This is a genomic window from Roseivirga sp. BDSF3-8, assembly GCF_041449215.1.
Classification (GTDB): Bacteria; Bacteroidota; Bacteroidia; order Cytophagales; family Cyclobacteriaceae; genus JBGNFV01.
In genome coordinates, this window is sequence record NZ_JBGNFV010000001.1 from 5,072,517 (window position 1) to 5,096,151 (window position 23,635).

The window sequence follows — 23,635 nt, forward strand, 5'->3', positions numbered from 1 at the left end:
ACATTGAATTTCAAATATTTACTTGCTGTATGTAAATGTAAGAAAAGAAAAGGATCTCAAGTAAAACAATGGTACTAAACCATGACCTTATAGCGCTTTCTGTTTTGGATAATCAGGAAAACAAAGAGAGGAATTAGCCCGTGCGGCAGGCGGTAAACGGTCTCGAAGGTATATTGATGAAGGCTCTGCCAGGGAAAATCCGCGTAGAAGTTTGCCACCACCCGGGCAAATGCCGTAAGCAAGCCCCACACCACCGCATATAGCAGGCAAACCCTTGCCACCCGTGGTACAAAAATACCTGCACTGATGATCATATCTAGGAGGCCGGCCCACCACAGAAGACGATGTGCTACAGCTTCTGATACCCCAAATACATTGATAGTCATATCAACAAAAAAGCCCGGCCGCGGGTAGTAGCCCATGGCGTACAGGCCATGACAAATAAAGGTGAGGGCAATAAGTATTTTTGCAGACAGTATAAGTTTTTTCCAAAACGAGGAGCTTAGATCCGCTTTCTGGCTATCCGTGCCGCCATACACCCAATAGTAAAGGAGCATGGGACTGCCCACCTGTAAGGCATACTCGAAAAACTGACCTACCTGGAAAAATTTCTCCTTCATGTACAGAAAGGCCAGAATAGCGAGCAACCCGGAGCCAATAATCCAGAGGATGCCGGCGATCCTGTTCTTCCCTTTGGCAAAAAGACAAAAAAGCGCCGCAATGAGATAAAACACACCCGTGCCCCGGATGGCCAGTGTGATGGCGGCATCCGTATGGGGAGAGGTGACATACTCCTGCCAGGTCATGTTAGTCAGGCTTTCCACCAGCCCTTTCAATAGCCCCTCGTTCCAGGCTATGGCCCGGTAGGGTGCATCCCAGAAAAGGTGCTGCCAGGCTCTGCCGATAAACACACTAAAGGCGCAAATACGTAGCAGGATGCCACTTTTCTGTATGGTATTTTCAATAGTTGCTATTGATCCGGAGGTGAGCATAGTGGTTTTTTATATAGATGTATTTTATCAAGAGAGGAAATTCATGCATGCATCACAGGCATGCCCTGCTCAGGTGTAACAATATCTTATGGCAGGTAACTTTTTTCACTACTGGTATTAATTCGCCCGAAACATAACGAGCCGGTAATTCTATGCGCTAAACTTCCCTCTTCTTTTCACTGTAGTTTCGCTGCAGTTATTCGGCGTTAAGAACACAAATGTATAGAAATCCGAGACTCCTCTGTTTTATCTTTATTTTAAGCTTTCTAAGCTTCCCTGCCAGGCAGGCAACCGCTGCCACAGATAAGTACCGTGTCATGTGGCATGACGATCCGGCTACCTCCATGGTGATCGGCTGGAATCAGGCCAGCGGTACCAGTCCGGTAGTATACTTCGGTAAAGCTGATGAAGGCCCCAATTATTCCGCTTACCCCTATTCAAAAACCCCGGACCGGTCGGTAGCCTATAAGGGCATGAATAACCACTTTGCCCGCCTCACCGGCCTGGAACCTAACACAGCTTACTACTTTGTTATTCATGACAGCGAGGGCACCAGTCGCAGGCTATGGTTTAAAACAGCCCCTGGCACGCAGGAGGAGCGGTTGTCCTTCATTGCAGGAGGAGATAGCCGTAATAACCGCACCCCTCGCATCAATGCCAATAAGCTGGTAGCCAAGCTCAGGCCCCACGCCGTGTTCTTCGGTGGAGACATGACAGACAGCGGCTTTGACAGCCAGTGGCAGGGATGGTTTGACGACTGGCAGCACACTATCGGTGCAGACGGCCGCATGATCCCTGTGATGGCCGCCAGAGGTAACCATGAGGGATCTAACAGTGACCTGGTGAACCTGTTTGATGTGCCGAACAGCAGTGTATACTATGCGCTTACCTTTGGCAATGGGCTAGTCCGGGCCTATACACTTAATACAGAGATAAGTACCGCAGGTGACCAGTCTACCTGGCTTGCCGGCGACCTGGCCGCTAACCCTGGCACGGTCTGGAAAATGGCCCAGTATCATAAGCCTATGAGGCCTCACGTGTCTGGCAAAGCAGAAGGTAACGGTCAATATAGCAACTGGGCTAACCTCTTTCATGAGAATAAGGTGAAGCTGGTGATCGAATGTGATGCTCACACCGTGAAGACCACCTGGCCGGTACGCCCGTCTACCGAAGCAGGAAGTGACGAAGGATTTATTCGTGATGACCAGAACGGGACAGTTTACGCAGGAGAAGGCTGCTGGGGTGCGCCCTTAAGAAATAATGACGATGCAAAAACCTGGACGCGTAACAGCGGTAGCTTTAATCAGTTCAAATGGATCTTTGTAGACCAAAACCAAATGGAGGTAAGGACGATAAAGGTGGATAATGCGGACCAGGTAGGTCAGGTAAGTGACGCCAATATTTTCCTCCCTCCTGCTAATCTGGATATCTGGAGTCCCTCTAACGGGGAGGTAGTGACGATCAGGAATAGCAGCCTTGAGGCTCCTTCTGTGACATTGACCAGCCCGGCAAATGATGCTACCTTTAGTATTGACAGCCAGGTAACACTTACGGCTGATGCCACCGATGGAGACGGGTATATAACGGAGGTTGAGTTTTTTGCAGATGGCACCCTGATCGGTACCGACAACACGGCCCCCTATTCGCTACCTTACACGTTTTCTACCAGTGGCACCTATACCTTAAGCGCACGGGCTACTGATAATGATGGCCTGAGCAGCCTGAGTCATTCGGCCCGTATTACGGTGGGTGATGTGATCGAGCAGATAAGTGTACGAATCAGTTCGGGAGCAGATGATGTGGAAGAAGCTGAAAATGGTACTGTTTACACCAACAGCTCGGACCTGGAGCTGGTATTTGACAGCTTTGAATCGGCCGAAAATCAAACAGTAGGCCTCCGGTTTACCAGTGTGCCTGTTCCTGCCGGGGCTACAGTGCTTAATGCCTATCTGCAGTTTACTACCGACGAGTTTAACAGCCAAAGTTGTGATCTCACTATACAGGGGGAGGCAACAGACCACTCAGAGCCCTTTACGTCCTTAAACTTCAGCGTATCCTCAAGGGTGAGAACGCAGACAGCCCTGCCCTGGCAGCCCGCCGGGTGGAGTGTATCCAATGAATCATCCGACGCGCAGCGCAGCCCGGACCTGAGCCCGATTGTGCAGGAGATCGTAAACCGGAGCGGCTGGAGCGGTGGAAGTGCTATGGCCTTCTTCATTAATGGTACGGGTACACGCATAGCAGAGTCTTACGATGGCTCTGCCTCCTGTGCTCCTCTGCTTGTAGTAGAGTATAGTATAGGTAGCACAAGCGAGCCGAATGCCGGCCCCGAGGTGAGCCTGAGTTCGCCTGCAGACGGCAGTCAGGTCTACCTAGGCGAGTCATTTACTCTATCTGCCGATGCCAGTGACGCAGATGGCTCTGTCGTAAGAGTGGACTTCTATGCCGGCAATGAAATAATTGGCAGCGCTACATCCGCGCCGTACTCACTTTCATGGAGCCCTGCCATGACGGGGAACTATGTACTAAGAGCCGTAGCCACTGACAACGAAGGGGCCACAGCAGAGTCTGTTCAGGTTCAGGTGTCCGTAGCCGGTAAGCCAGTCACCACCGAGTACCTGATCAGTTCACGAATAGGCATGAGTGACGATGATGCAGAAGAAAACGACAAAGGGGATGTCCGCACTAATAACAGTGACCTGGAGCTAATGACTGATGGCAGAGGCCGTAGCAACCGGTATGTGGGGCTTAGGTTCCGTGACATGAATATCCCTGCCGGAGCATACATTAAAAATGCCTACATAACCTTCACTGCCGATGGGGAGACTTTCGGCCCCGCCAGCCTGGTCATACAGGGTGAGGCCAATGGTAACTCAGCTCTTTTTGGCAGAGATAAATACAGCATAAGCCAACTACCCCCTACCTCTGCCACAGTAACCTGGCAAACCCAGGACTGGACAGGGGTATGGTCAGAGCAAAAAACGCCTGACCTCAGCCTCATCGTACAGGAAATCGTGAATCGCCCGGATTACAATTCTCTGGGTAGCATGACCTTTATCCTTTCAGGCAGTGGCGGGCATATGGCCTTTGCATACGACGGCTCACCGGAGCATGCGGCAAAACTGACTGTGGAGTACAGCACGGCTAATCTATCACAAACGACCATGATGGATGAACCTTATTTCCCTAATAGCATAGCGGAGCTCACACTCAGCAGCACCTCGCTACAGGCATACCCTAATCCGTTTTCCCGGTCGCTTACTATCGAACTGGGTGCCAGCGGAGCGGCAGACGAGGGAGTAGTCACCGTAACCGACCTGAGTGGCAGAACCATCATACGCTCGCTCTATTCTGTGATAGACGGGCAGCACCTGGTACTGACAACTGACCACTTAAAGGCGGGGCGTTATATAGTGCAGCTCAAAGGAAGGTCTGGTGAGGTAATAAGTGGTACGTTTATAAGGAAGTAAGTTAGCTTTAGGATGAAAAGCCCGTCTGCCGAATAGCTGCGGGCTTTTTTTTTATGCCCGGCTATGAATGGTGGCTTTATTATCGTGTGGCAGCCTTAGGATGTTGTGTAATACCATTATAGCAATAATCCTTCAGGAATCCGGAAAGGCTAATGGGCAAGACTACCAACGGGCTAAAGTTCGTTACAACTTTCTTGTTACATTATTTTTGTAACAGAAAAAATGTAACAGTTTTGTGACAAAATTTTTCCATCAGAGAATTTGTCACAGGATTATATCAGTCTAATAGTTTACAACGTATTGCCCCGGTTAAAATGAAATGGCTTCAAACACTACGTAAATGGTTGTTCTGCACACAGGATGACATGGCCGCTTACCTTCAGGTACAGCGCCCCCACCTGGCTATGGCCGAAAAAGGCAGGCGACAGATCCCAACCAGTGCGCACATACAGGCCCTTACACTGTATACTGAAACAGACCAGCTTAGGGAGGGTATTGAACAGACCGATACCTACCAGACTATTGTGGCAGCAGAAGAAGCCATAAGGGCCAAAGAGGAACAAGCATACAGAGTTCAAACCCAAGCCACTATAGCTATGCTACGGCAAAAGCTAGAAGCCATGGAAGCCACCGGCCACAGAGCTACCGCTACCCTGGCTATATTACCACACCTGCGGCAAAAGGTTATGGATATGGACATGAAGGAAACACTGGCTTTGCTGGATATTAGTGAAGTAAATGCAAGAAAGAGCCTGAAAGCTAATAGCCTGGCTGAGCAATACAAACTGCGCCTGCGCATAGCCGGACTGGAAGCCTCCCTGCAGTAGCCTGGTACTACTCATGGAGTGTAGGATAATCTTCAGTTACAGCATACTCTATTTTTCAGAGGATACCTTCATACATAAAGTTCCCTCCTGTTTCTGTGTAATGGATTTTAGCCTATGTTTGATGATATTTTGATGTATATGAAAGCATTACCCTTCCTGCTTGTGCTGTTTCTGTTAATAGCCTGTGCGGAGAATACCGAAGAGCAAGAGGTAAAAACACCCCCCTCTCCCCTACCCGTGGCAACGACTAATGGGGCTGTTACTGCTTTTGAATCGGAGGGCATGCAGCAGGTGTACGTATTCGGAGGCTTAGGGAAGGAAAAAGACTATAAAGGAATTACCCGCCGGTCTTTCAGATATGACTTAGAGGATGGGCGCTGGGCCGAACTGCCTCCGCTGCCTGATACCCTGGGGAAAATAGCAGCCGCAGCCTCACAGATCGGGGACAAACTCTACATAGCCGGGGGCTATCATGTATTTGCAGACGGACATGAGCGATCGAGCAATTAGGTGCATATTTATGAACCTGGGGCGGAAACCTACCTGCCGGACGCAAACCCCATGCCGGTAGCTATCGATGATCATGTGCAGGCTGTGTATCGTGACAGCCTTTTATATCTGGTCAGCGGCTGGCACGACACGGCAAATGTGAACACTGTGCAGATATATGACCCTGCGAATGATACGTGGCAGCAGGGCAGCGCTTTGCCTGAAAGCCCGGGAAGCTACGTGTTCGGGGCATCGGGGATCATAGTAGGTGATACGCTCTACATGGCGGGAGGCGCCGGTAACCGGACAGATGGCGATTTTCCTGTACAGCCTTACTTCACCAAAGGCTATATTCACCCGGAGGACCCGACCCTGATTGACTGGACACAGGATATAGACCCCAAAGCCGGTATTTATAGGAGTGCAGCTTTTGAAAGGGATGGAAAGGTTGTATGGCTTGGAGGGTCTGTTGATTCATATAATTATGACGGCATCAGCTACCGGGGCAAGCCGGTAAATCCGCGTGCCGAAGCGCTTGTATATAATCCTGTGGATGGAAGTCTGAGTGTAAGCACCGGTTTCCTTTTGAAAGTGATGGACTTACGCGGCACAGCTACTTTTTCTACCGGCGAAATATACATTGCCGGCGGCATGCTGGCCGATCAGGTAGTGACAGACAGTTTACAAATACTAACTTATTAAAACAGGCCATACACTTCAGAGTTTCTTTATGATAACCGTATTTTGTACTGATTTATTCTTAATTTGGCGGCCCCAAAAATGAACAGCATGAACAAGGCCAAAATAACAGGCATAGGTCATTATGTGCCCGAAAAAGTAGTGACTAATGCCGACCTGGAAAAGGTCATGGATACCAGCAATGAGTGGATCGTGGAGCGGACTGGTATACACGAGAGGCGTTTTTTTAATCCGGAAACAGACACAGTAGCCAATATGTCGGCCAAAGCCTGTCGTATGGCGTTGGATCGTGCGGGCCTGCAAACATCTGATGTCGACTTTATCGTATTTGCCACCATTACCCCTGATTACTTCTTCCCCGGCTCGGGTGTGCTTCTCCAGCGTGAGCTGGGCCTGGAAGGCATAGGTGCGCTGGACCTCCGTAATGCCTGTTCAGGGTTTATCTACGGCCTTTCGGTAGCTGACCAGTTCATTAAGACGGGTATGTATAAGACCATTCTGGTGGTAGGTGCCGAGATTCAGTCTTCCGCAATGGAAATGAATACCCGTGGCCGTGGCGTGTCGGTTATTTTTGGTGATGGAGCCGGTGCGGTAGTGCTCCAGGCAGCAGAGGGCAATAGTACACCAGGTGTACTTTCCACCCACCTTCATGCAGACGGACGTTTTGCGGAAGAGCTTTACATAAAGGACCCCGGCAGTAGCCGCAGACCTGAGGAGCGCCTGTCACAGGAGACGATCGAAAGCGCTTCTATCAGAGCGCATATGAATGGAAATACGGTGTTTAAACATGCCATTCAGCGTTTTCAGGAAGTAATCCACGAGGCACTGGATCACAATGGCCTTACTAAAGATGAGATAGACCTTCTTATCCCCCACCAGGCTAACCTGAGAATTAGCCGCTACCTGCAGCAGCAACTAGAAATGCCTGACGACAAGGTATATAACAATATCATGCGTTATGGTAATACCACAGCAGCTTCTATTCCTATCGCCATGAGTGAGGCCTGGGCTGAAGGCAGGATCAGGGAAGGTACGCTGCTGTGTGTGGCAGCATTCGGAAGTGGATTCACCTGGGCATCTTCATTGATAAGGTTTTAAACATATTTATTCCCTAAGACTTAACATATTCAGTGAAATATTAACTTAGGGTCAATACCCCTATAATTTGGTATACAATGAAGACTGAAACATATAACCCCAGCCGATTAGAGGTAGAAGTAGCCGAAGCACTGGCAGAACTGGCCCCTCAGCTACAGGAAAAGTTAAGTGTATTCAAGATCACAAACGTGCAAAAAGATGTTAGCATTGATAACCCTACCGTAACCTTCCAATTAAAAGATCAGGACGGTGACAAGCATGAGCTGGTACTGCGCGTTTACCAAAAGCCAGACCCTGTTATTTAATGCCGGAACATTCCGGACATAAGCCCGGACCAACGTTGGATAAGTATGAACTGGATATCCTTATGGATAAGCAGTTTTTACTTACCAAACACCGTGTCACCGACAAGGCTCAACAGTTACTATCTCACACCCGCGATAGCTTAATACAGGAATTGGAACCCCATGCCGGTTCATTGCCGGAGGGGATTTCATGGCAAAACAGCAAAATATCCAGAGGCGAAAATTACGGTGGGCTTCCTTACCTGGTGCTTGATTGCCCCAAGGCCTTTACGGCCAGGGATGTTTTCACTTTCCGTACCATGATCTGGTGGGGAAATGAAATCAGCGCCACCTTACATTTACAAGGCAGCTACCTCAGGCCTTATCGCTCAAAGGTCCTGGAAGCTATTGCCAGGGGGTATTTAGATTCTTACTACATCAGTGTGGGAGACTCTCCGTGGGAATATCATTTTCAGCCGGATAATTACCTGCCGGCAACCCGGTTAGGGGAGGCTGAAAAGCACCGATTACACACCAGTGCCTTTATAAAAATAGCCACCAAATGGTCTCTGGATAAATGGCTGGAAACACCGGTAAGAGCATCGGAGGCCTGGAAGGAAATGGCAGGATATATTTTCTAGGTAGCCTTACTAATATCCCTGTTCAGTTTAAGGCCAAATACGAGGATGTCGTCTACCTGCTCCTCATCCCCCATCCATTCCAGCAAGGTAGCCTCAAGGCGGTCACGCTGCTCCTCTCCGCTCATCATATGCAGACCTCCCAGCGTTTCGCGAAAGCGTCCTACCATAAACTTTTTACCCCCTTCACGAAATTGATCCGTATACCCATCAGAGAACATGTAAGCCCAGCTTACCCCCTCCGGAGAAATGGTATGGGTAGTAAACTCTGGTAAGTTAGGGTCCAGCACAGAGCCTATAGAGGGTCTGTCACCTTTATGTACCTCAAGGTCATTATTACGGATAAGCAATAAGGGCCGCTTCGCCCCCGCAAACCTGAGCCGGTCCTGAGTGATTTCCAGCATAGCAATATCCATACCGTCCTCCGACCCTCCTTTGCGGCTATGCAGTATCGTCCTGAGCCGGCGGTCCAGCTCAGTAAGTAGCTCGCCGGGGCTTTTTGAGGACTCTTTGACTGCTAACTCAGACAGGAGGGTGTAGGCAAGCGTTGCCATGAGCGCTCCCGGCACCCCATGACCAGTGCAATCCACTGCCGCTACAAGCAGGCCTTCACCATACGGAGCGTACCAGTAAAAGTCACCGCTTACTTTTTCCTTTGGTCTGAATAATATAAAATGATCGGCCACCAATACATCGGGCAGTTCCCGGTCAGGCATAACAGCTTTTTGTAGCCTGGCAGCATAACTTATGCTCTGCTGCATGGTATCATAGTAGGTCTTAAGCTCGGTAGACTGGCGACTAATTTCACTATGTTGCTTTTGTAAGGTCTGCGTACGCTCCATCACCGTCTTTTCCAATTTCAGGTTACGGACCTTATATGAGCGGGTCTGCAGCATCACTCCTGCAGCCAGCAGGGTAAGTAGTATGGCACCGATCAACCAGTAAAACCAGCGTTTCTGAAAGAAGTGAGCATTATGAATCAGCGCCAGCGAGGTAGCTGCCTCGCTTTCAAAACCGTCCTGGTTAATCACCTTTACCTTAAACTCATAGGCCCCCGGGCTTAAATTCGTGTAGTAGGCTGTGCGGCGGTTACCGGCATTTACCCACTCATTATCAAAGCCCTCGAGCTTATACATGAAGGTGAGTTGACGGGGTGCATATAAGCCGAGTCCTGTATACTGTATTTCAAACCGCTGTACACCCGGCATGGTAGATACAGTGTCGCCGCTGTATTCCTGCCCGTCTGCCAATACCTTCTCAATGATCACCGGGGGTACATATTGCCTGAAGTCCAGGTTTTCAGGGTCTATCATTGTCACTCCTTCAGGGGTAGGCACCCACAGGCGGCCCTGCGGATCCACACAGCCGTGCCCGGCCCCGGTGGTTTCATAGGCAGCGAGGCCTTCTGCCCGGCCGAACAGCCTGAAGTTTTCAATGTTCTTTTTACGTCCCGAGGCAATCTCCAGCAGCTCTTTTCGATTGGTACGGAGTACCCCCCGGTCTGTCATAATCCACAGGTTCCCCTGCTTATCGGGAAGTATGTCAAATATGGACCCGCTCCCTATATCCCTGGCTATGTCAAAGGAGTAAATATCCCACCCATTCATCAGGGCCAGGCCTGAATTGGTACCAATCCACCAGAGACCTTCTTCATCCTCATAAGCCTCAAATACCACCTTACTGGGTAAGGCCTCATCTATGGTGATGAGGCTATCACCAGAAACCACCTGCAGGCCTCTTCCATTAGTTCCGGCCATTATTCTGCCATCTTTGCCTGCATTCACAAACAGCACAAACGGATTAATAAAGGAATCACTTGCCGGAAGCACAAGGCCCTTGCCATTCCACCTGCCCCATCCATCGCTGGTTCCTAACCAGATGTGGCCGGCACTGTCCACCGCCATATCCCGCAGCCGGTTAGTAGGTAGCCCGGTTGTATTATCGAAATGCTGAAGTACGTTACCATTTTCGAAATGAACCAGCCCCCCATTGGTCACCAGGAGTAAACGGCCGGCATGGTCGCGGCCAATGCTACGTATGCGGTTCACGGCAGGCCCTCCCGGCAATGTATGGGTAACCGGGCTGTTGGTTTCCGGTGAAATCTCCACCAGTCCCTCATTAGTGCCTACCCATACCCTGTCGGCTTCGGCATAGGTGGTATTTACAGTAGCTGCCGGCAAGCCTTCATCGGCCGTATAATTAATGAATTTACCATCTTTCAGGCGTGTGATCCCCTGCCTGTAAGTACCTATCCAAAAGTTACCTTCCCTATCCTGCAGCAGCTTTTGAGACGTATGTGAAAGAAAGGGTTCGCCTGTAGGTGAGGGTTCCGGCAAGCCATCAGGCCCTAATCTTACCACACCCCGATCTGTAGCTACCCATATTTGCCCTTCATTATCCTCCATCAGGTCATTGACATAGCTATGAGGCAGGCCTGAATTAACATCACATACGGATATTGAGTCACCCGCCACTTCCAGCAGGCCCCTGTCGGTACCTACATACAGGGTACCATTTCGGGCATTAAGAAGAGCTCTTACGGACCTGCTGGGCAGGTTATTGGAGCCTGTCCAGGGCTGCCACCCTTTTTCGGACCGCTCAAACAGGCCTACGTTAGCACACCCGGCCAGTAATACGCCCTGGTTAGTTTGTCCAAGGGCATAGACATTTGCACCTACCAGGTCCGGCGGCATCCGGTCGTTGTCTGGAGATATAAAGCGGTCTTTGTGCCAGACCAACAATCCGTTACGTGTGCCAAGCCATAGTTCACCACCCTCGGTAAAGAAAATAGAGGTGATCGTTTGTCGCTCAGTACCCGGCACTACCTTAAATCTTTCGCCGCTTTGACGCAAAAGCCCGCCTCCATTCGTGCCTGCCAGCAGATTTCCATCCTGATCCAGGTTCAGGCACAGCACGCCACTCGCAGTCATACCCTCCGTGGTGCCCTGATTAAAGACGGTGAATCTGATGCCATCAAAACGAACGATGCCATTGAATGTAGCAAGCCATAGATATCCTTGCGAATCCTGCTGGATATCCAGAACAGAGTTGTTAGGAAGCCCCTCCCTCATGGTCCACTGATCCTGAAGGTACTGAGTCAGAAGTTTGCGTTTAGATACAGACTTCTTCTCCTGAGCAGAGGCAGAGTGATCAAAGGTGATCAACATAGCCAGAAGAACTATAAGCAGATATGAGCCAGCCCTTCCTTGAAGCATAGAGTATTCTGAATTATGAAAAATAATGTTAGTGAAAAAATCTTTCCCCCGAAAGAATGCATGTTTAAACACATACCAGGATAAGGCACTAGCACCCAGTAAGAATCAACATTATTAAACAATAAGCCCCTTATAGTACTTCTTTTTAAGAATTAATTAAGGATAAGATGTTTGGACTATTCAAAAAGAAAACCGAAGAGCAGAAACTGGAAGAACAATACAGGAAACTGCTACAGGAAGCCCGCGACATACAACGGGGCGGGGACATGAAGGCATTTGCTATCAAAAGTGCCGAAGCTGAGGAAGTTGCCAAAAGACTGGAAGCACTTCGTCAGGCGAAATAACCTATCATACTACCACACGCATCTTACCCTCATTCCTATCTTCATATTTTCCTGAAATTCATTTTATTTACAACCAGAACTTATCTGGTTGAAAAATGAATACTCCTGCTGAAGCTGATCCCACCACTAAAGTAGCATCACAAAATGCCCCCCAGGTGGAAGAAGGTGTGCGCCGTATAGACCGTAAGTACCTCACTGATTCCATACTCGGCGCGTTTTACCTTGAAAAAGGCCTGCTTTTTACCATAAAGATGCTCTTTGTAGACCCCGCCAGGGTCCTGAGGGAGTTCTTATTTACTGACCAACGCAGCCGGTATACCAAGCCGCTTGGCTTCCTAATCCTCTCCTCTTCCATTGCTGCTATTATCGTCTTTAGCTTTAGTGACCATGGAGATATATTCTTACAGGGGTTTAACGAAGGGTTTGAAACCGGCGAAAGCATGCGCCAGCAGGAAGAGGTCTTACCCCCTGACGCCGAAAGCGGCGCCTTGAATGAAGAGGATAGTAAACAGGTAGCAAAGGAAAAAGCCAAAGAGAACGCAGTCCGGCAGGTAGGGGTTCTCACCTCTTATTACTCCCAGAATTTCAACTTGTTTCTTATCATTTATGTCCCTTTCTGTGCGCTTTTTTGCCATTTGTTTTTTAGAAAAGATAAATGGTATTTCACAGAGCACCTGGTATCCAATGCCTATTTGATCAGCATTCAGAACGTTATTAGTCTGCCCTTCTTCCTACTAGCCTTCCTCTCTCCTCTTATTATGGGAATCTACGTTATCCTGGGGGCTGTGTACCAGGTTTATTTTTATAACAGGGTGTACATGGCTGGCAGAGGAGTGAAAGGCATTTTGCGGATAATGGCCGTGATCAGCCTTAGCAGTGTTTGCTACATGATATTTCTTATTATACTGATGGTCGGGGCATTAATTATGACGCTGATCTGAAAGCCCACTATTCCAGTTTAAGGTTTACTGGTCTGTCGAAAAATAAATTGTAACTTTACATTAGCTATTATTAACCCAACCTAAAAACATGAAACAGCTCATTGTTCTTTTATAAGCAGGTACTATCCTGTCCGGGTGCGCCAGTGCCTATACCCAAATTGCTCCTTCCAGCCTGCGTTATGATTCTGAAACCTCCGGAGGCATTCTGACCGGCATTCGGCAAAATGCTTTATCTGCCCGCGGGGGGAATAAGAAGTATGCTAAAAAATCTAACAAGAAAGGGGTTAGCCTGGTAGCCGTTAAAATCGTTAATACTACCGACAAGCCTCTCACTTTTGGTAAAGAAATAAACGTATTTAGTGGAAACCGGGAAGTGATACCCCTGAATACTGAACTTGTTTACAATCAGCTAAAACAGGGAGAGCTAATCTACTTGTTGTACTTGCCTCTCACATTCCTGACCCTCGAAACCGGCAATGAAGTAACCCCGATAGGATATGTATTGGGGCCTGGTATTACTGTCGGAAACATTATGGGGGCAAGTGCTGCGAATAAAAACTTTAAGAGAGATTTAATGGAAAACAACCTGGTAAATCAGGAATAGCCCCCGGCGAAACAGTCTATGGGCTTATTGGTCTGCAATCCACTGATGCAGGGATGTTGAACTTTAAAGTCTCTGCAGAAACACCAGCGTACTCTGAATAAACGACAGTTTATTGCTGTATCGGAAATAATATAAAAGAGGGCCTCTAGCCCTCTTTTCTTATTTAAATGCTAATAAGTTCTGACTTACTCCCGTCAGATTAGCCAGACGGTACAGCACCCTGGCTCCCACGTTTGCGTCCCATTCATTTTCTTCTCCGGGAGATACCTCACACAGGTCAAAGCCTATGACGGTACGGCCGCTTTGTACCACCTTTTTAATCAGGTGCATGGCTTCATCGTAGCTGAAGCCACCGGGCACTGGTGTGCCGGTATTGGGGCAAAGCTTAGGGTCCAGCCCGTCTATGTCAAAACTCACATACACCTTATCCGGCAGCGTCTTCACGATCTCATCACACTGGGCTGCCCAGTTCTTTCCCCCAAACTGCTCCTCTTTCAGGTCCCAGTCATAAAATGTTCTGATACGGCCTGCCGACTCATCTATCATATTCACCTCAGCATCACATATGTCGCGGATCCCCACCTGCACCAAGTGCGAGATCTGATCCAGCTTCAGCGCATTGAACATAATACTGGCATGAGAGTAAGTAAAGCCTTCGTAAGCATCCCGAAGGTCAGCGTGGGCATCTATCTGCAGTATCCCAAAGCTTTCATGCCTCGCAGCCAGTGCCTGCAATAGCCCCAGGGGCGTGCTGTGGTCCCCACCCAGCAGGCCTACTATCTTTCCTTCTTCCAGCAGCGCCTCGGAATGCTCGCGCACCCAGCGTACCATGTTTTCACATTCCAGGTTTATCGCTTTCAGGTCTTCTCCACCTTCCCGCACCTGCCGCGTTTCCAGGGCATGGATGTAGGCTTCAGACTTTTTCCTGAGCACTTCACTGGATTTATGCCAGTCCATGGGCATATCTGCCATGCACAGGCCCATCTTCCAGGCATCCTTTATATCCGGCTGGTATAGGTCCAGTTGGGGAGAGGCATTTAATACACCAATGGGTCCGTCGGCCGTGCCGGCAGAGTAGGAAACCGTTACCTCCCATGGCATGGGTAAGATAACCATGGTGGCCTCCTCCGGTTCAAACGGAAGGCCAAAAAGAGACCCCAGGGCGCCTACGCCGTTGGGGTCAAATGATTCGATCTTCTTTTTTAGCAGCTTATCGCTCATAATAAAATCGTCGAAATTAGATCAGTTATTGCCTTCTGCCCCTTTACCGATCATCCGTTGCACAAAATTAGGTAATGCAAAAGATGAGCGATGCAAGGCGGGGTTATAATACTGCAGGTCGTGTTTACCGCAGAACGCTTCTGCCCTGGCTTCATCATAATTTTTTAGCGGATGCAACTGACCCTTTGATGAGAAACTGAAGCTCCACATACCCGTAGGATAGGTAGGTATATGAGCCAGGTAGCAGTGTACATGATCCATACCGAAGATCTCGCGGTACACCTGGTAAATCTCTTTAAACACCTTATTATTAAAGCGGGGGCTCTCACTCTGGGTGATCATGATGCCATCGCTGGTGAGTATCCGATGAACCTGCTGGTAAAACTCTTTGGTAAAGAGCCCTTCGCTTGGCCCGACGGGGTCGGTAGAGTCTACAATTACCAGATCAAACGCTTCGTCAGCGCACTCATTCACATATTTTATGCCATCGTCGATCTTAAGCGTGAGCCTGGAATCATCTAAAGACTTACTTATTGCGGGTAGATGTAACTTACTGGCTTCCACAACTTTATCATCTATCTCCACCATCACTACTTCATCCAGGTTTTCGTGCTTTAGCAACTCACGGGCCGTGCCGCCGTCACCCCCGCCAATGATGAGGGCACGCTTAGCCTTGCCATGCACCAGCATAGGTGTATGAGTAATCATCTCATGGTATACATACTCATCCTCTTCCGTACACATAACCATCCCGTCCAGCGTCAGCATGTTACCGTAGGCAAGGGTTTTGTACACCTCTACTTTCTGGAAATCCGTTTGCGCTTCGTACAGCTTCTCCCCGCTGTGCTTAAGGCTCAAGGCAATATTGTCATTACGCTCCGTAAACCAGATGTCGCGGCTGCGGAGTGGCGTACCATCTTCAGCGCTGGCCTGGTCCCGCAATTGGGCTACGTTAAAGTCGCGTTTCTTAAGCAGGCTCATTTCCCCTCTGCGCATCTCTATGGCTGAGGCGTGGGCCGATTGAAAAGCTTTCTTCAGTTCAGCCTGAGACACCCACGGGTCTACCGAGTCACCGCAGGTAAACAGGTCTACGGAGGCATAGCCATATTCCGGCCAGGTGTGGATGGCCAGGTGACTTTCCTGGATTACCACTACACCAGATACGCCGTAAGGACTGAAATGATGAAATGTTGAGTTAATGATTGTGGCTCCGGCTGTTTCGGCGGCTCCGCACATGCTTTGTTCGATATGAACGACATCGTTAAGCGATTCGGGACTACAATCGTAAAATTCTACAATTATATGACGGCCTAATGCTCCCATTCGAATAGAAAAAAATTAAACGTTAAAATAAGGGGCGCAAAGTAAAGAATATTTTATCACACCCTGATTATATACTTGTCAACAGGGTGTTTGTTTGCCTCACCCCTATTCAGGATGGCTCACAGACACAAGGTGGCCGGTATTGCCGGACACTGCGGCCCAGGTCCCGGTCTCAAAATTTATGTGCACCATGCCACCGGGAGATATATTTCCTACCTCATCCCCAATGAGATACTCGGCAAAGTAAGACAGGGTCGGATTATGACCTATGATACAGAGGCTGCTATGCTTATCATCTGCCTCATTTATCACTTTCAGGTAAGTCCGGACAGAGGCCTCATACAGTTCATCCATAAAATTTATATGCTGTATATCGAAAAAAACCTGTTCAGCCAGCCGTGAGGCTGTTTCTTGTGCACGGCGTGCCGTACTACATAATATAATGTCAGGTCGCATATCTGCCGTATCCAGCTTTTTACCAAGGCGAGAGGCATCCGTAAGCCCCTTTTGTGAAAGAGGACGTTCGTGGTCTTTGCGGTCAGTAGAGGGGAGTTCTGCCTCCGCATGTCGTATGAGTAACAGGTGCTTAACCATTTTGCTTTTTCATGAGTTAAACGGGTCGAAATAGCAAGTGGTAAAGGTAGGCATTCATACCTATTAATTCCCGACGTTTGTTTTTTATATTGATTTTTCTTCATATTTGAAGACTTTTGAATCTTAAACCTTAGAAGAATGCCCAAGAACCTGGTCATTGTCGAGTCACCGGCAAAAGCAAAAACAATAGAGGGGTACCTGGGAAAAGACTTCACCGTTACGTCAAGTTACGGCCATGTGCGCGATCTGCCTAAGGCGGATAAAGCGATAGATATAGAAAACGGATTTAAGCCGACCTACGTAGTCACCGACGATAAAAAGAAGGTGGTAAGCGAACTGAAGAAACTGGCGAAAAACTGTGATACCATATTCCTGGCAAGTGATGATGACCGTGAGGGGGAAGCCATTTCCTGGCACCTTATGGAGGCACTGGACCTGAACGAAGCCAAAACACGCCGGATCGTGTTTCGCGAAATCACCAGAAAGGCGATAGAATCGGCTATTAGTAATCCCCGGGGGATAGACTTGGATCTGGTCAATGCTCAGCAGGCCCGCCGTATCCTTGACCGCCTGGTAGGTTTTGAGCTTAGTCCTATTCTCTGGAAAAAAATTAAGACAGGTCTTTCTGCCGGCCGTGTGCAATCAGTGGCTGTACGCCTCGTGGTTGAGCGGGAGAGAGAAATAGATAAATACGAAGCCAAGAGCAGCTACCGGGTGGTGGCTCGCTTTGATCTTGGCAAAGGCAAAGTGCTCAACGCTGAACTCAGCGAGCGCTTTAAGGAAGAAGAAGAGGCCGAAAAGTTTCTGCAGGATTGTGTGGGCGCAGAGTATTCCATCGCGCGCCTGGAGACAAAGCCTGCCAAAAAGACTCCTGCCCCACCCTTTACCACTTCTACCCTGCAACAGGAAGCCTCACGCAAGCTGGGTTTTTCTGTGGCCCAGACCATGACGCTGGCACAGCGACTGTACGAAGCAGGTAAGATCAGTTACATGCGTACCGACTCTGTGAATCTGTCTGAAGAGGCTATTCAAAGTGCCAGCAAAGAGATCGTTTCAGCTTATGGCAAGGAGTATTTTAAAGAGCGCCACTATAAGACCAAGTCGGCCGGTGCACAGGAAGCTCACGAAGCCATTCGCCCCACCGATTTTTCTGTACACGAAGCAGGTGAGGACCGTAACGGGCAGCGTCTGTATGAACTGATCTGGAAGCGAGCCATTGCCTCGCAAATGTCAGACGCTCAACTGGAGAAGACTACGGCCACTATTGATATAAGTACGGTAGACAAGAACCTGACTGCCACCGGTGAGGTAGTGAAGTTTGAAGGGTTTTTGAAAGTATATATTGAGTCTACCGATGAGGACGATGAGCCAAGCGAAAGTAAGGGCATGCTGCCACCGCTTGAAACAGGCCAGATACTGGACTTGCAGGAAATGAAGGCCCGTCAGGGATTCAGCCGCCCTCCCGCCCGCTATACAGAAGCCAGTCTCGTTAAAAAACTGGAAGAAATGGGTATCGGTCGTCCGTCGACTTACGCCCCTACTATTTCTACAGTGCAAAAAAGAGGCTATGTGATCAAAGAATCACGGGATGGCAGAGAAAGAACCTACGTTGAGTTTACCCTCAGCAATGATAAGGTTGGCCGTGAGGAGAAAACCGAAACCACCGGTTCGGAAAAGAATAAGCTCTTCCCTACAAATATCGCCATGGTGGTGAATGATTTCCTTAAGGAGCACTTCCCTACTGTGATCGACTATTCTTTTACAGCCAAGGTTGAGAAAGAATTTGATGAGATAGCCCATGGCGGCAAGGCCTGGGAGCAGATGATCGAAGACTTCTACGGCAATTTTCATGACCGCGTGGAGCAGACAGAAAATATTGAGCGGTCAGAGGTACCCTCTTCGCGTGAGTTAGGGGTAGATCCAAAGTCAGGCAGGAAGGTAATCGTAAGGCTTGGCCGTTTCGGTCCGCTGGCTCAGATAGGTGACCAGGAAGAGGATGGCGAAAAGCCCCAGTATGCAAGCTTACGTAAAGGGCAATTTATCGAAAACATTACCCTGGAAGATGCCCTGGAGCTATTCAAGCTGCCTCGTGATGTGGGGATGTTCGAGGATAAAAAGGTCGTGGCCGCCATCGGGCGCTTTGGCCCCTACATTCGTCATGATAGTAAGTTTGTCAGTCTGCCTAAAGAAGATGATCCTCACAGCGTAAGTGAGGAAAGAGCGATAGAGCTCATCCTGGCTAAACGAAAGGCAGACGCCGAGAAGCATATCAAATCATTTGATGAAAATCCGGACGTACAGATACTTAATGGCCGGTGGGGACCCTATATTAAGGTAGGCAAGAAGAATGTGAAAATTCCTAAAGACAAAGATCCTAAGGAACTCACGCTGGAAGAATGCCTGGACCTGGCCGAAAAGACCCCGGTCAAAAAAGGAAGAAGTAAAAAGAAATAGAACGAAAAAGCCCGTGTAAAACGGGCTTTTTTTATGTAAGGTTTTTTGCAGAATGCTATGTTTTGCAACAAGCTTGGTCCATCCCTACTCTTTTTGATTCTTATAACAATCTTCTACTGACAGAAAGATAGGGTGACGGAAGGATTATTTTTAAAAATAAATACTTACGGAAATTACCATGCTAAACCTGGGCAAGGTTTCCGCTACTTATGTACACAGTCAGTAAAAGATGTTCAAATTAAATTCACTAAAATTTTTATATTGTATATGAAGTGTTTTTTGAAGCATTTTATCATTTTAAACGCGTATTCTTTCCCATGTAAGAAAGGATAGGCGGAAAGCGCTAAAGTGAATTTGAATATGGGCCAATCATCATCACGCTTTTTAGACTTTGGAAGCCTGCGTAACAGGATTATCCTTAGCCTCACCGTAATGGGGGGACTTACCCTTATCTACATATTTGTTACCGCCCGGCAGGCGGACCTCATTGAGGAAACGGCACTACAGCAGCATACCATTTACCAGCCCGGAGCCAAGGCAGGAGAGCGGGCAGCCAAAGGCCTGCATAAGTCCACCCTGATGCTCACTACATACCTGCAGTCAGGCGAAGAGACCTACCGGGTGCAGTGGGAAGCTGCCTGGGAAGAAGACATATTCCCTGCGGTAGCCACGCTTAAGAATCATCGCGGGTCGCTTGTACAAGCTGAGGCTGAGCGCATCTGGCGGGGTATGGAAAAGAAACTGAACCAGCTGCGCCGCAATCAGGCTGACCTGATAGAAAGCGCTCAGAATGACCTGGTCAGAGCTGATTACTTCGAAAATAATGACTCAGCCCTATCTATTACCCAGAAAAACCTGCTGAATAACCTGGATGAGCAGGTAGTACCGGCAAGCATAGACCTCACTTATCGTGCCCAGCAGTTGGGGGCCCTCTTCACTGAGATAGACGAGGAAAAGCACGCCAGCCTGGAGGACATCATACTGGTACTCGATATCATGGCCTATATTGTCATGGCCCTCTGTGTGGTCCTGTCAATCGCATTTGGTATATGGATCGTGCGCGCCGTTATTATGAGCATCTACCGTATCTCTAAAACGCTCAAAGCACTCAGTAACGGTAACCTGCCAGAGCCGATGCCCCAGGAGCGCAACGAAACGCGCTACATAATTAAGCAACTTAATGCCCTTATCATGCAACTACGAAACGTGCAGCATTTTGCCACACTTGTAGGTAAGCGCGAGTTTGATAATGACATAGTGGTATTCAATAACGAAGGTGTGCTGGGTGAATCACTGGCAGGGATGCGAAGCAGCCTTTCCCAGGTGGCCCGGGAAGACCGTCAGCGCAACTGGGTTAATGAGGGCCTGGCGCAGTTTGCCGACATTCTGCGCAATAAAGATAATATCAAAGAGCTGTGCGACGAGGTCATCGTACAGCTAACCAAATACAGTGGCGCCATCCAGGGGGGTATTTTCCTCGTGAAAGATGAGGAAGAGAACGAGCCCTACATGGAACTGATAAGCTGCTATGCATTTGAGCGCCACAAAAAGACCGGCACACGAATACATAAAGGGGAAGGGATAGCCGGACAAAGCTGGCAGGAAAATGATACCATCATCATCACCGAGGTTCCGGATAGCTACATTAACATCCGTTCAGGCCTGGGGCATGCTAATCCCAAAGCAATACTGGTAGTGCCTTTGGTGTATAACGAGGAAACAATCGGCGTAGTGGAACTGGCTTCTTTCAAGCCCCTTGAGGATTATCAGGTTGAGTTTATACAAAAACTTAGCGAAAACCTTGCTGCCTCTATTGCCACTACCACCAATAATGAGCGTACCCGTAAGCTGCTGGAGGAATCTCAGGAGATAACCGAACAAATGCTGGCTCAGGAAGAGGAGATGCGCCAGAATATGGAGGAACTGCAGGCTACGCAGGAAGAGATGCGCCGCACACAAAATGAAATCAGGGACAAAGAGAGCAATCTCAATGCGCTGATAAATAATACGAATGACACCATTTTTGCTATAGACAGAGACTACTGCATTACGGTAGTTAATGACACGCTCCGCAATAAGTATAAGAAAGCGGGCATAGACCTGAAGGCAGGCGTGAATATACTGGAGGTACTGCCTGCAGACCAGCGTGCTAAATGGAAGGAGCGCTATGACCGCGCCCTTTCCGGTGAAAGCTATAAGCAATTTGAAGAGCGCATGCTCGACGATAAGCTACAGGTGGTGGAGACCTACCATAACCCTATCATGAACGTGGAGGGGAAAGTAATCGGTGTATCAGTGATTGCCCGTGATGTAACGGACATTGTGCAGGTGCAACGCGAACTGGAGCGTAAACAGGGTATCGTCAACTCGGTGATCAATAATACGGATGACACCTTCTTTGCCATTGACCAGGACTTCCGCATTACTATCGTGAATGAAACGCTTAGGAAGCGCTTTGAATCCTCAGGTATGGACCTTAAGGAAGGCGATCATATACTGGAGATCCTGCCGCAGGAATCGGTTGAGTTCTGGAGAGAACGTTATCAGCGTACCCTTAATGGTGAAAGCTTTACCGAAAATCAGGAACGTAAGGTGGGAGATAAATCCCTCTATATAAAGGTGTACTACCAGCCCGTGTACGATGAAAACGGTAAGATCACCGGTGCCTCTGTCCTATCCAGGGATATCACCGAGTATCGTGAGGCCCTGGAAGAAAAGGACACCCGCGATAAAGAAATAGCCAAATTGAGAAAGGCCCTGGGAGTAGAAACCAATAAAGGGAATAAGATCAAAAATGGCCGGCTGGATAATGATGATAAAGCAGAGGCGACTAACTGGAAGATAAACCAATATTAAGTCGCTCAGAGAAATAGAAATCAATGGCCCGGTAAATAATTGCCGGGCCATTTTTGTATTCAGCCAGTTGACATGTATACTCATACATGAACGAATAAACTTTAACTTATGAAAAACCTGGTGGTACTTAGTGGTGCAGGGATTAGTGCGGAGAGCGGCATCCCTACCTTTCGCGATGCAAATGGTCTGTGGGAGGGGCACGATGTAATGGAAGTAGCCTCACCTCAAGGCTGGAAGCGTGATCCTGAACTGGTTCTGGACTTTTATAATCAGCGCCGGAAAGCGGCCCGGAAGGCTGAACCCAACGAGGGCCATAAATTAATCGCCTCTTTAGAAGAGCATTTTGAGGTACAGGTCATCACGCAGAATATAGATAACCTGCATGAGAGGGCAGGTTCTACGAAAGTTCTTCATTTGCACGGTGAAATATTCAAATGTCGCAGCTCGCTGGATGAGCACCTGGTATACGACATGGAGGGTGATGAGATCATGCTGGGTGATAAGTGCGAGAAGGGCTCTCAGCTCAGGCCGCATATCGTATGGTTTGGCGAGATGGTGCCCATGATGGAACCCGCGGCTGCCCTGGCTATGAAGGCCGATGTATTTGTGGTGGTAGGCACCTCACTAGTAGTATACCCCGCTGCAGGTCTTGTAGATTATACCGCACGAAATACCCCCATATTTGTGGTAGACCCTAATGTGCCTGAAGTTTATGGCCGTGAAGATGTGACGGCTATACAGGAAAATGCCTCTACGGGCATGAAAAAACTCAAAGATATTTTACTTGAAAGATACAGGTAAATACACGGCATATCACAGTAAGTAGCGCTGTAGTACCTCGCCAACAAAATAAGCGAGAAACGCGGCAATGCCACCAAGAGAAAGAGTCTCAGCAATGGCCCTGAACCGGTTAGTACGGGTAGCTACTGCTTTCAGGTTGCCCACTACTATAAGCCCGATACCGGTGGCAATGCAAGAGTAGAGGAACAAGTTGCCCTTACCCAGATCAAAGATAATAGCTGCCAGGTAACTGAGCAGGGGGATAAGCCCAATGGCAATGAAAGACAGAAAGGTAGCCGTGGCTGTTTGGATAGGTGCCTTGTCGTCTTTGGCCATCTCCAGCTCTTCTTTCATCATGGTATCCACCCACACATCATCATTGGAAGTGATCACTTCCACCACCTGCTCGAGCAACTCCCCTTTAAACCCTTTAGCGGCGTAGATTTCGCGTATCTCCTCTATTTCTTTCTCACGAAGATTCTCTATCTCCCAATATTCAATCTCACGGTGCTTATCGTAATCTTCATGTTCTGCTTTTACAGACAGAAAATTACCTACGGACATGCTGAAACCGTCTGCAATAAGATTCGCAAAACCGAATATAAGCACCCACTTCAGATCTGCATTGGCCCCTGCTGCACCGGCTACCACAGCAAAGGTCGTAATGGCTCCGTCGATTCCCCCGTACACAAACTCGGAAATGTAAGCCCTGTCGAACAGAAAGAGTTTCTTACCCGTGTGCAGCTTATCTTCTATCTTTTGCATGAGGCAAGATAAAACCACTTAGCCATTAAGCAAAAAAGAAA

General features: G+C 48.6%; 18 protein-coding genes. 12 read left to right on the forward strand and 6 right to left on the reverse strand.

The annotated features are described in order from the left end of the window. Nucleotides 1–74: 74 nt before the first annotated feature. Nucleotides 75–992, reverse strand: coding sequence for a DoxX-like family protein (locus AB9P05_RS21030; protein ID WP_371910807.1), 918 nt, complete (start codon nt 990–992; stop codon nt 75–77). 218 nt (nt 993–1,210) lie between these two features. Here AB9P05_RS21030 and AB9P05_RS21035 point away from each other — a divergent pair, with 218 nt between their 5' ends. The 7 genes from AB9P05_RS21035 (at nt 1,211) to AB9P05_RS21065 (ending at nt 8,500) form a co-directional block, all read left to right on the forward strand. After that, entirely contained in the window at nt 1,211–4,462 is a 3,252-nt protein-coding gene (locus AB9P05_RS21035) for an Ig-like domain-containing protein (RefSeq protein WP_371910808.1), read from the forward strand. 314 nt (nt 4,463–4,776) lie between these two features. After that, nucleotides 4,777–5,289 carry a hypothetical protein gene (locus AB9P05_RS21040; RefSeq protein ID WP_371910809.1) on the forward strand — a complete coding sequence of 171 codons (513 nt, stop codon included), beginning with the start codon at nt 4,777–4,779 and terminating at the stop codon, nt 5,287–5,289. A gap of 138 nt (nt 5,290–5,427) precedes the next feature. Then, nucleotides 5,428–5,799, forward strand: a complete 372-nt coding sequence (locus tag AB9P05_RS21045) for a kelch repeat-containing protein (protein WP_371910810.1) — start codon at nt 5,428–5,430, stop codon at nt 5,797–5,799. After that, nucleotides 5,800–6,480 (forward strand): hypothetical protein, encoded by a 681-nt coding sequence (locus AB9P05_RS21050; protein WP_371910811.1) that lies wholly within the window; start codon nt 5,800–5,802, stop codon nt 6,478–6,480. Nucleotides 6,481–6,567: 87 nt separating this feature from the next. After that, nucleotides 6,568–7,575 carry a 3-oxoacyl-ACP synthase III family protein gene (locus tag AB9P05_RS21055; protein ID WP_371910812.1) on the forward strand — a complete coding sequence of 336 codons (1,008 nt, stop codon included), beginning with the start codon at nt 6,568–6,570 and terminating at the stop codon, nt 7,573–7,575. Nucleotides 7,576–7,652: 77 nt separating this feature from the next. Further along, nucleotides 7,653–7,880, forward strand: a complete 228-nt coding sequence (locus AB9P05_RS21060; RefSeq protein ID WP_371910813.1) for a hypothetical protein — start codon at nt 7,653–7,655, stop codon at nt 7,878–7,880. Further along, a complete protein-coding gene (locus AB9P05_RS21065; RefSeq protein ID WP_371910814.1) occupies nt 7,880–8,500 on the forward strand; it encodes a hypothetical protein in 621 nt (206 codons plus the stop codon). The genes AB9P05_RS21060 and AB9P05_RS21065 overlap by 1 nt, the downstream gene beginning before the upstream one ends. On the opposite strand, the gene AB9P05_RS21070 is transcribed toward AB9P05_RS21065, so the two are convergent. After that, nucleotides 8,497–11,712, reverse strand: coding sequence for a two-component regulator propeller domain-containing protein (locus AB9P05_RS21070; protein WP_371910815.1), 3,216 nt, complete (start codon nt 11,710–11,712; stop codon nt 8,497–8,499). The genes AB9P05_RS21065 and AB9P05_RS21070 overlap by 4 nt on opposite strands. 167 nt (nt 11,713–11,879) lie before the next feature. On the opposite strand from AB9P05_RS21070, the gene AB9P05_RS21075 reads away from it, so the two are divergent. Both AB9P05_RS21075 and AB9P05_RS21080 read left to right on the forward strand, forming a co-directional pair. Then, complete coding sequence (locus tag AB9P05_RS21075; RefSeq protein ID WP_371910816.1) at nt 11,880–12,056, forward strand: Lacal_2735 family protein; 177 nt, start codon at nt 11,880–11,882, stop codon at nt 12,054–12,056. 95 nt (nt 12,057–12,151) lie between these two features. Further along, nucleotides 12,152–12,997 (forward strand): DUF3667 domain-containing protein, encoded by an 846-nt coding sequence (locus AB9P05_RS21080; protein ID WP_371910817.1) that lies wholly within the window; start codon nt 12,152–12,154, stop codon nt 12,995–12,997. Nucleotides 12,998–13,760: 763 nt separating this feature from the next. Here AB9P05_RS21080 and AB9P05_RS21085 read toward each other — a convergent pair. The 3 genes from AB9P05_RS21085 to AB9P05_RS21095 all read right to left on the reverse strand — a co-directional run bounded on the left by AB9P05_RS21085 (nt 13,761) and on the right by AB9P05_RS21095 (nt 16,739). Further along, nucleotides 13,761–14,822 carry an agmatinase family protein gene (locus tag AB9P05_RS21085; protein ID WP_371910818.1) on the reverse strand — a complete coding sequence of 354 codons (1,062 nt, stop codon included), beginning with the start codon at nt 14,820–14,822 and terminating at the stop codon, nt 13,761–13,763. 21 nt (nt 14,823–14,843) lie between these two features. After that, complete coding sequence (gene speE, locus AB9P05_RS21090; RefSeq protein WP_371910819.1) at nt 14,844–16,145, reverse strand: polyamine aminopropyltransferase; 1,302 nt, start codon at nt 16,143–16,145, stop codon at nt 14,844–14,846. Between the two features lie 105 nt (nt 16,146–16,250). After that, complete coding sequence (locus AB9P05_RS21095; RefSeq protein ID WP_371910820.1) at nt 16,251–16,739, reverse strand: histidine phosphatase family protein; 489 nt, start codon at nt 16,737–16,739, stop codon at nt 16,251–16,253. Nucleotides 16,740–16,877: 138 nt separating this feature from the next. Here AB9P05_RS21095 and topA point away from each other — a divergent pair, with 138 nt between their 5' ends. From topA to AB9P05_RS21110, 3 genes are all read left to right on the forward strand, one after another. Then, the gene (gene topA, locus AB9P05_RS21100; RefSeq protein WP_371910821.1) at nt 16,878–19,193 is read left to right on the forward strand and encodes a type I DNA topoisomerase; all 2,316 of its coding nucleotides are present in this window, start codon (nt 16,878–16,880) and stop codon (nt 19,191–19,193) included. 360 nt (nt 19,194–19,553) lie between these two features. Further along, a complete protein-coding gene (locus tag AB9P05_RS21105; RefSeq protein WP_371910822.1) occupies nt 19,554–22,049 on the forward strand; it encodes a PAS domain-containing protein in 2,496 nt (831 codons plus the stop codon). A 108-nt stretch (nt 22,050–22,157) separates the two neighbouring features. Beyond that, entirely contained in the window at nt 22,158–22,850 is a 693-nt protein-coding gene (locus AB9P05_RS21110) for an NAD-dependent deacylase (protein ID WP_371910823.1), read from the forward strand. A 12-nt stretch (nt 22,851–22,862) separates the two neighbouring features. Here the strand turns inward: AB9P05_RS21110 and AB9P05_RS21115 are convergent, their stop codons facing one another. Beyond that, complete coding sequence (locus tag AB9P05_RS21115; RefSeq protein ID WP_371910824.1) at nt 22,863–23,594, reverse strand: VIT1/CCC1 transporter family protein; 732 nt, start codon at nt 23,592–23,594, stop codon at nt 22,863–22,865. Nucleotides 23,595–23,635: the final 41 nt, after the last annotated feature.

Bases quoted from the DNA above. Each gene is read 5' to 3' on its own strand.
- AB9P05_RS21095 (WP_371910820.1), bottom strand. From the start codon at position 16,739: ATGGTTAAGCACCTGTTACTCATACGACATGCGGAGGCAGAACTCCCC.
- AB9P05_RS21060 (WP_371910813.1), top strand. From the start codon at position 7,653: ATGAAGACTGAAACATATAACCCCAGCCGATTAGAGGTAGAAGTAGCC.
- AB9P05_RS21040 (WP_371910809.1), top strand. From the start codon at position 4,777: ATGAAATGGCTTCAAACACTACGTAAATGGTTGTTCTGCACACAGGAT.
- AB9P05_RS21030 (WP_371910807.1), bottom strand. From the start codon at position 992: ATGCTCACCTCCGGATCAATAGCAACTATTGAAAATACCATACAGAAA.
- AB9P05_RS21110 (WP_371910823.1), top strand. From the start codon at position 22,158: ATGAAAAACCTGGTGGTACTTAGTGGTGCAGGGATTAGTGCGGAGAGC.
- AB9P05_RS21035 (WP_371910808.1), top strand. From the start codon at position 1,211: ATGTATAGAAATCCGAGACTCCTCTGTTTTATCTTTATTTTAAGCTTT.
- speE (WP_371910819.1), bottom strand. From the start codon at position 16,145: ATGGGAGCATTAGGCCGTCATATAATTGTAGAATTTTACGATTGTAGT.
- AB9P05_RS21045 (WP_371910810.1), top strand. From the start codon at position 5,428: ATGAAAGCATTACCCTTCCTGCTTGTGCTGTTTCTGTTAATAGCCTGT.
- AB9P05_RS21075 (WP_371910816.1), top strand. From the start codon at position 11,880: ATGTTTGGACTATTCAAAAAGAAAACCGAAGAGCAGAAACTGGAAGAA.
- topA (WP_371910821.1), top strand. From the start codon at position 16,878: ATGCCCAAGAACCTGGTCATTGTCGAGTCACCGGCAAAAGCAAAAACA.
- AB9P05_RS21105 (WP_371910822.1), top strand. From the start codon at position 19,554: ATGGGCCAATCATCATCACGCTTTTTAGACTTTGGAAGCCTGCGTAAC.
- AB9P05_RS21115 (WP_371910824.1), bottom strand. From the start codon at position 23,594: ATGCAAAAGATAGAAGATAAGCTGCACACGGGTAAGAAACTCTTTCTG.
- AB9P05_RS21080 (WP_371910817.1), top strand. From the start codon at position 12,152: ATGAATACTCCTGCTGAAGCTGATCCCACCACTAAAGTAGCATCACAA.
- AB9P05_RS21085 (WP_371910818.1), bottom strand. From the start codon at position 14,822: ATGAGCGATAAGCTGCTAAAAAAGAAGATCGAATCATTTGACCCCAAC.
- AB9P05_RS21065 (WP_371910814.1), top strand. From the start codon at position 7,880: ATGCCGGAACATTCCGGACATAAGCCCGGACCAACGTTGGATAAGTAT.
- AB9P05_RS21055 (WP_371910812.1), top strand. From the start codon at position 6,568: ATGAACAAGGCCAAAATAACAGGCATAGGTCATTATGTGCCCGAAAAA.
- AB9P05_RS21070 (WP_371910815.1), bottom strand. From the start codon at position 11,712: ATGCTTCAAGGAAGGGCTGGCTCATATCTGCTTATAGTTCTTCTGGCT.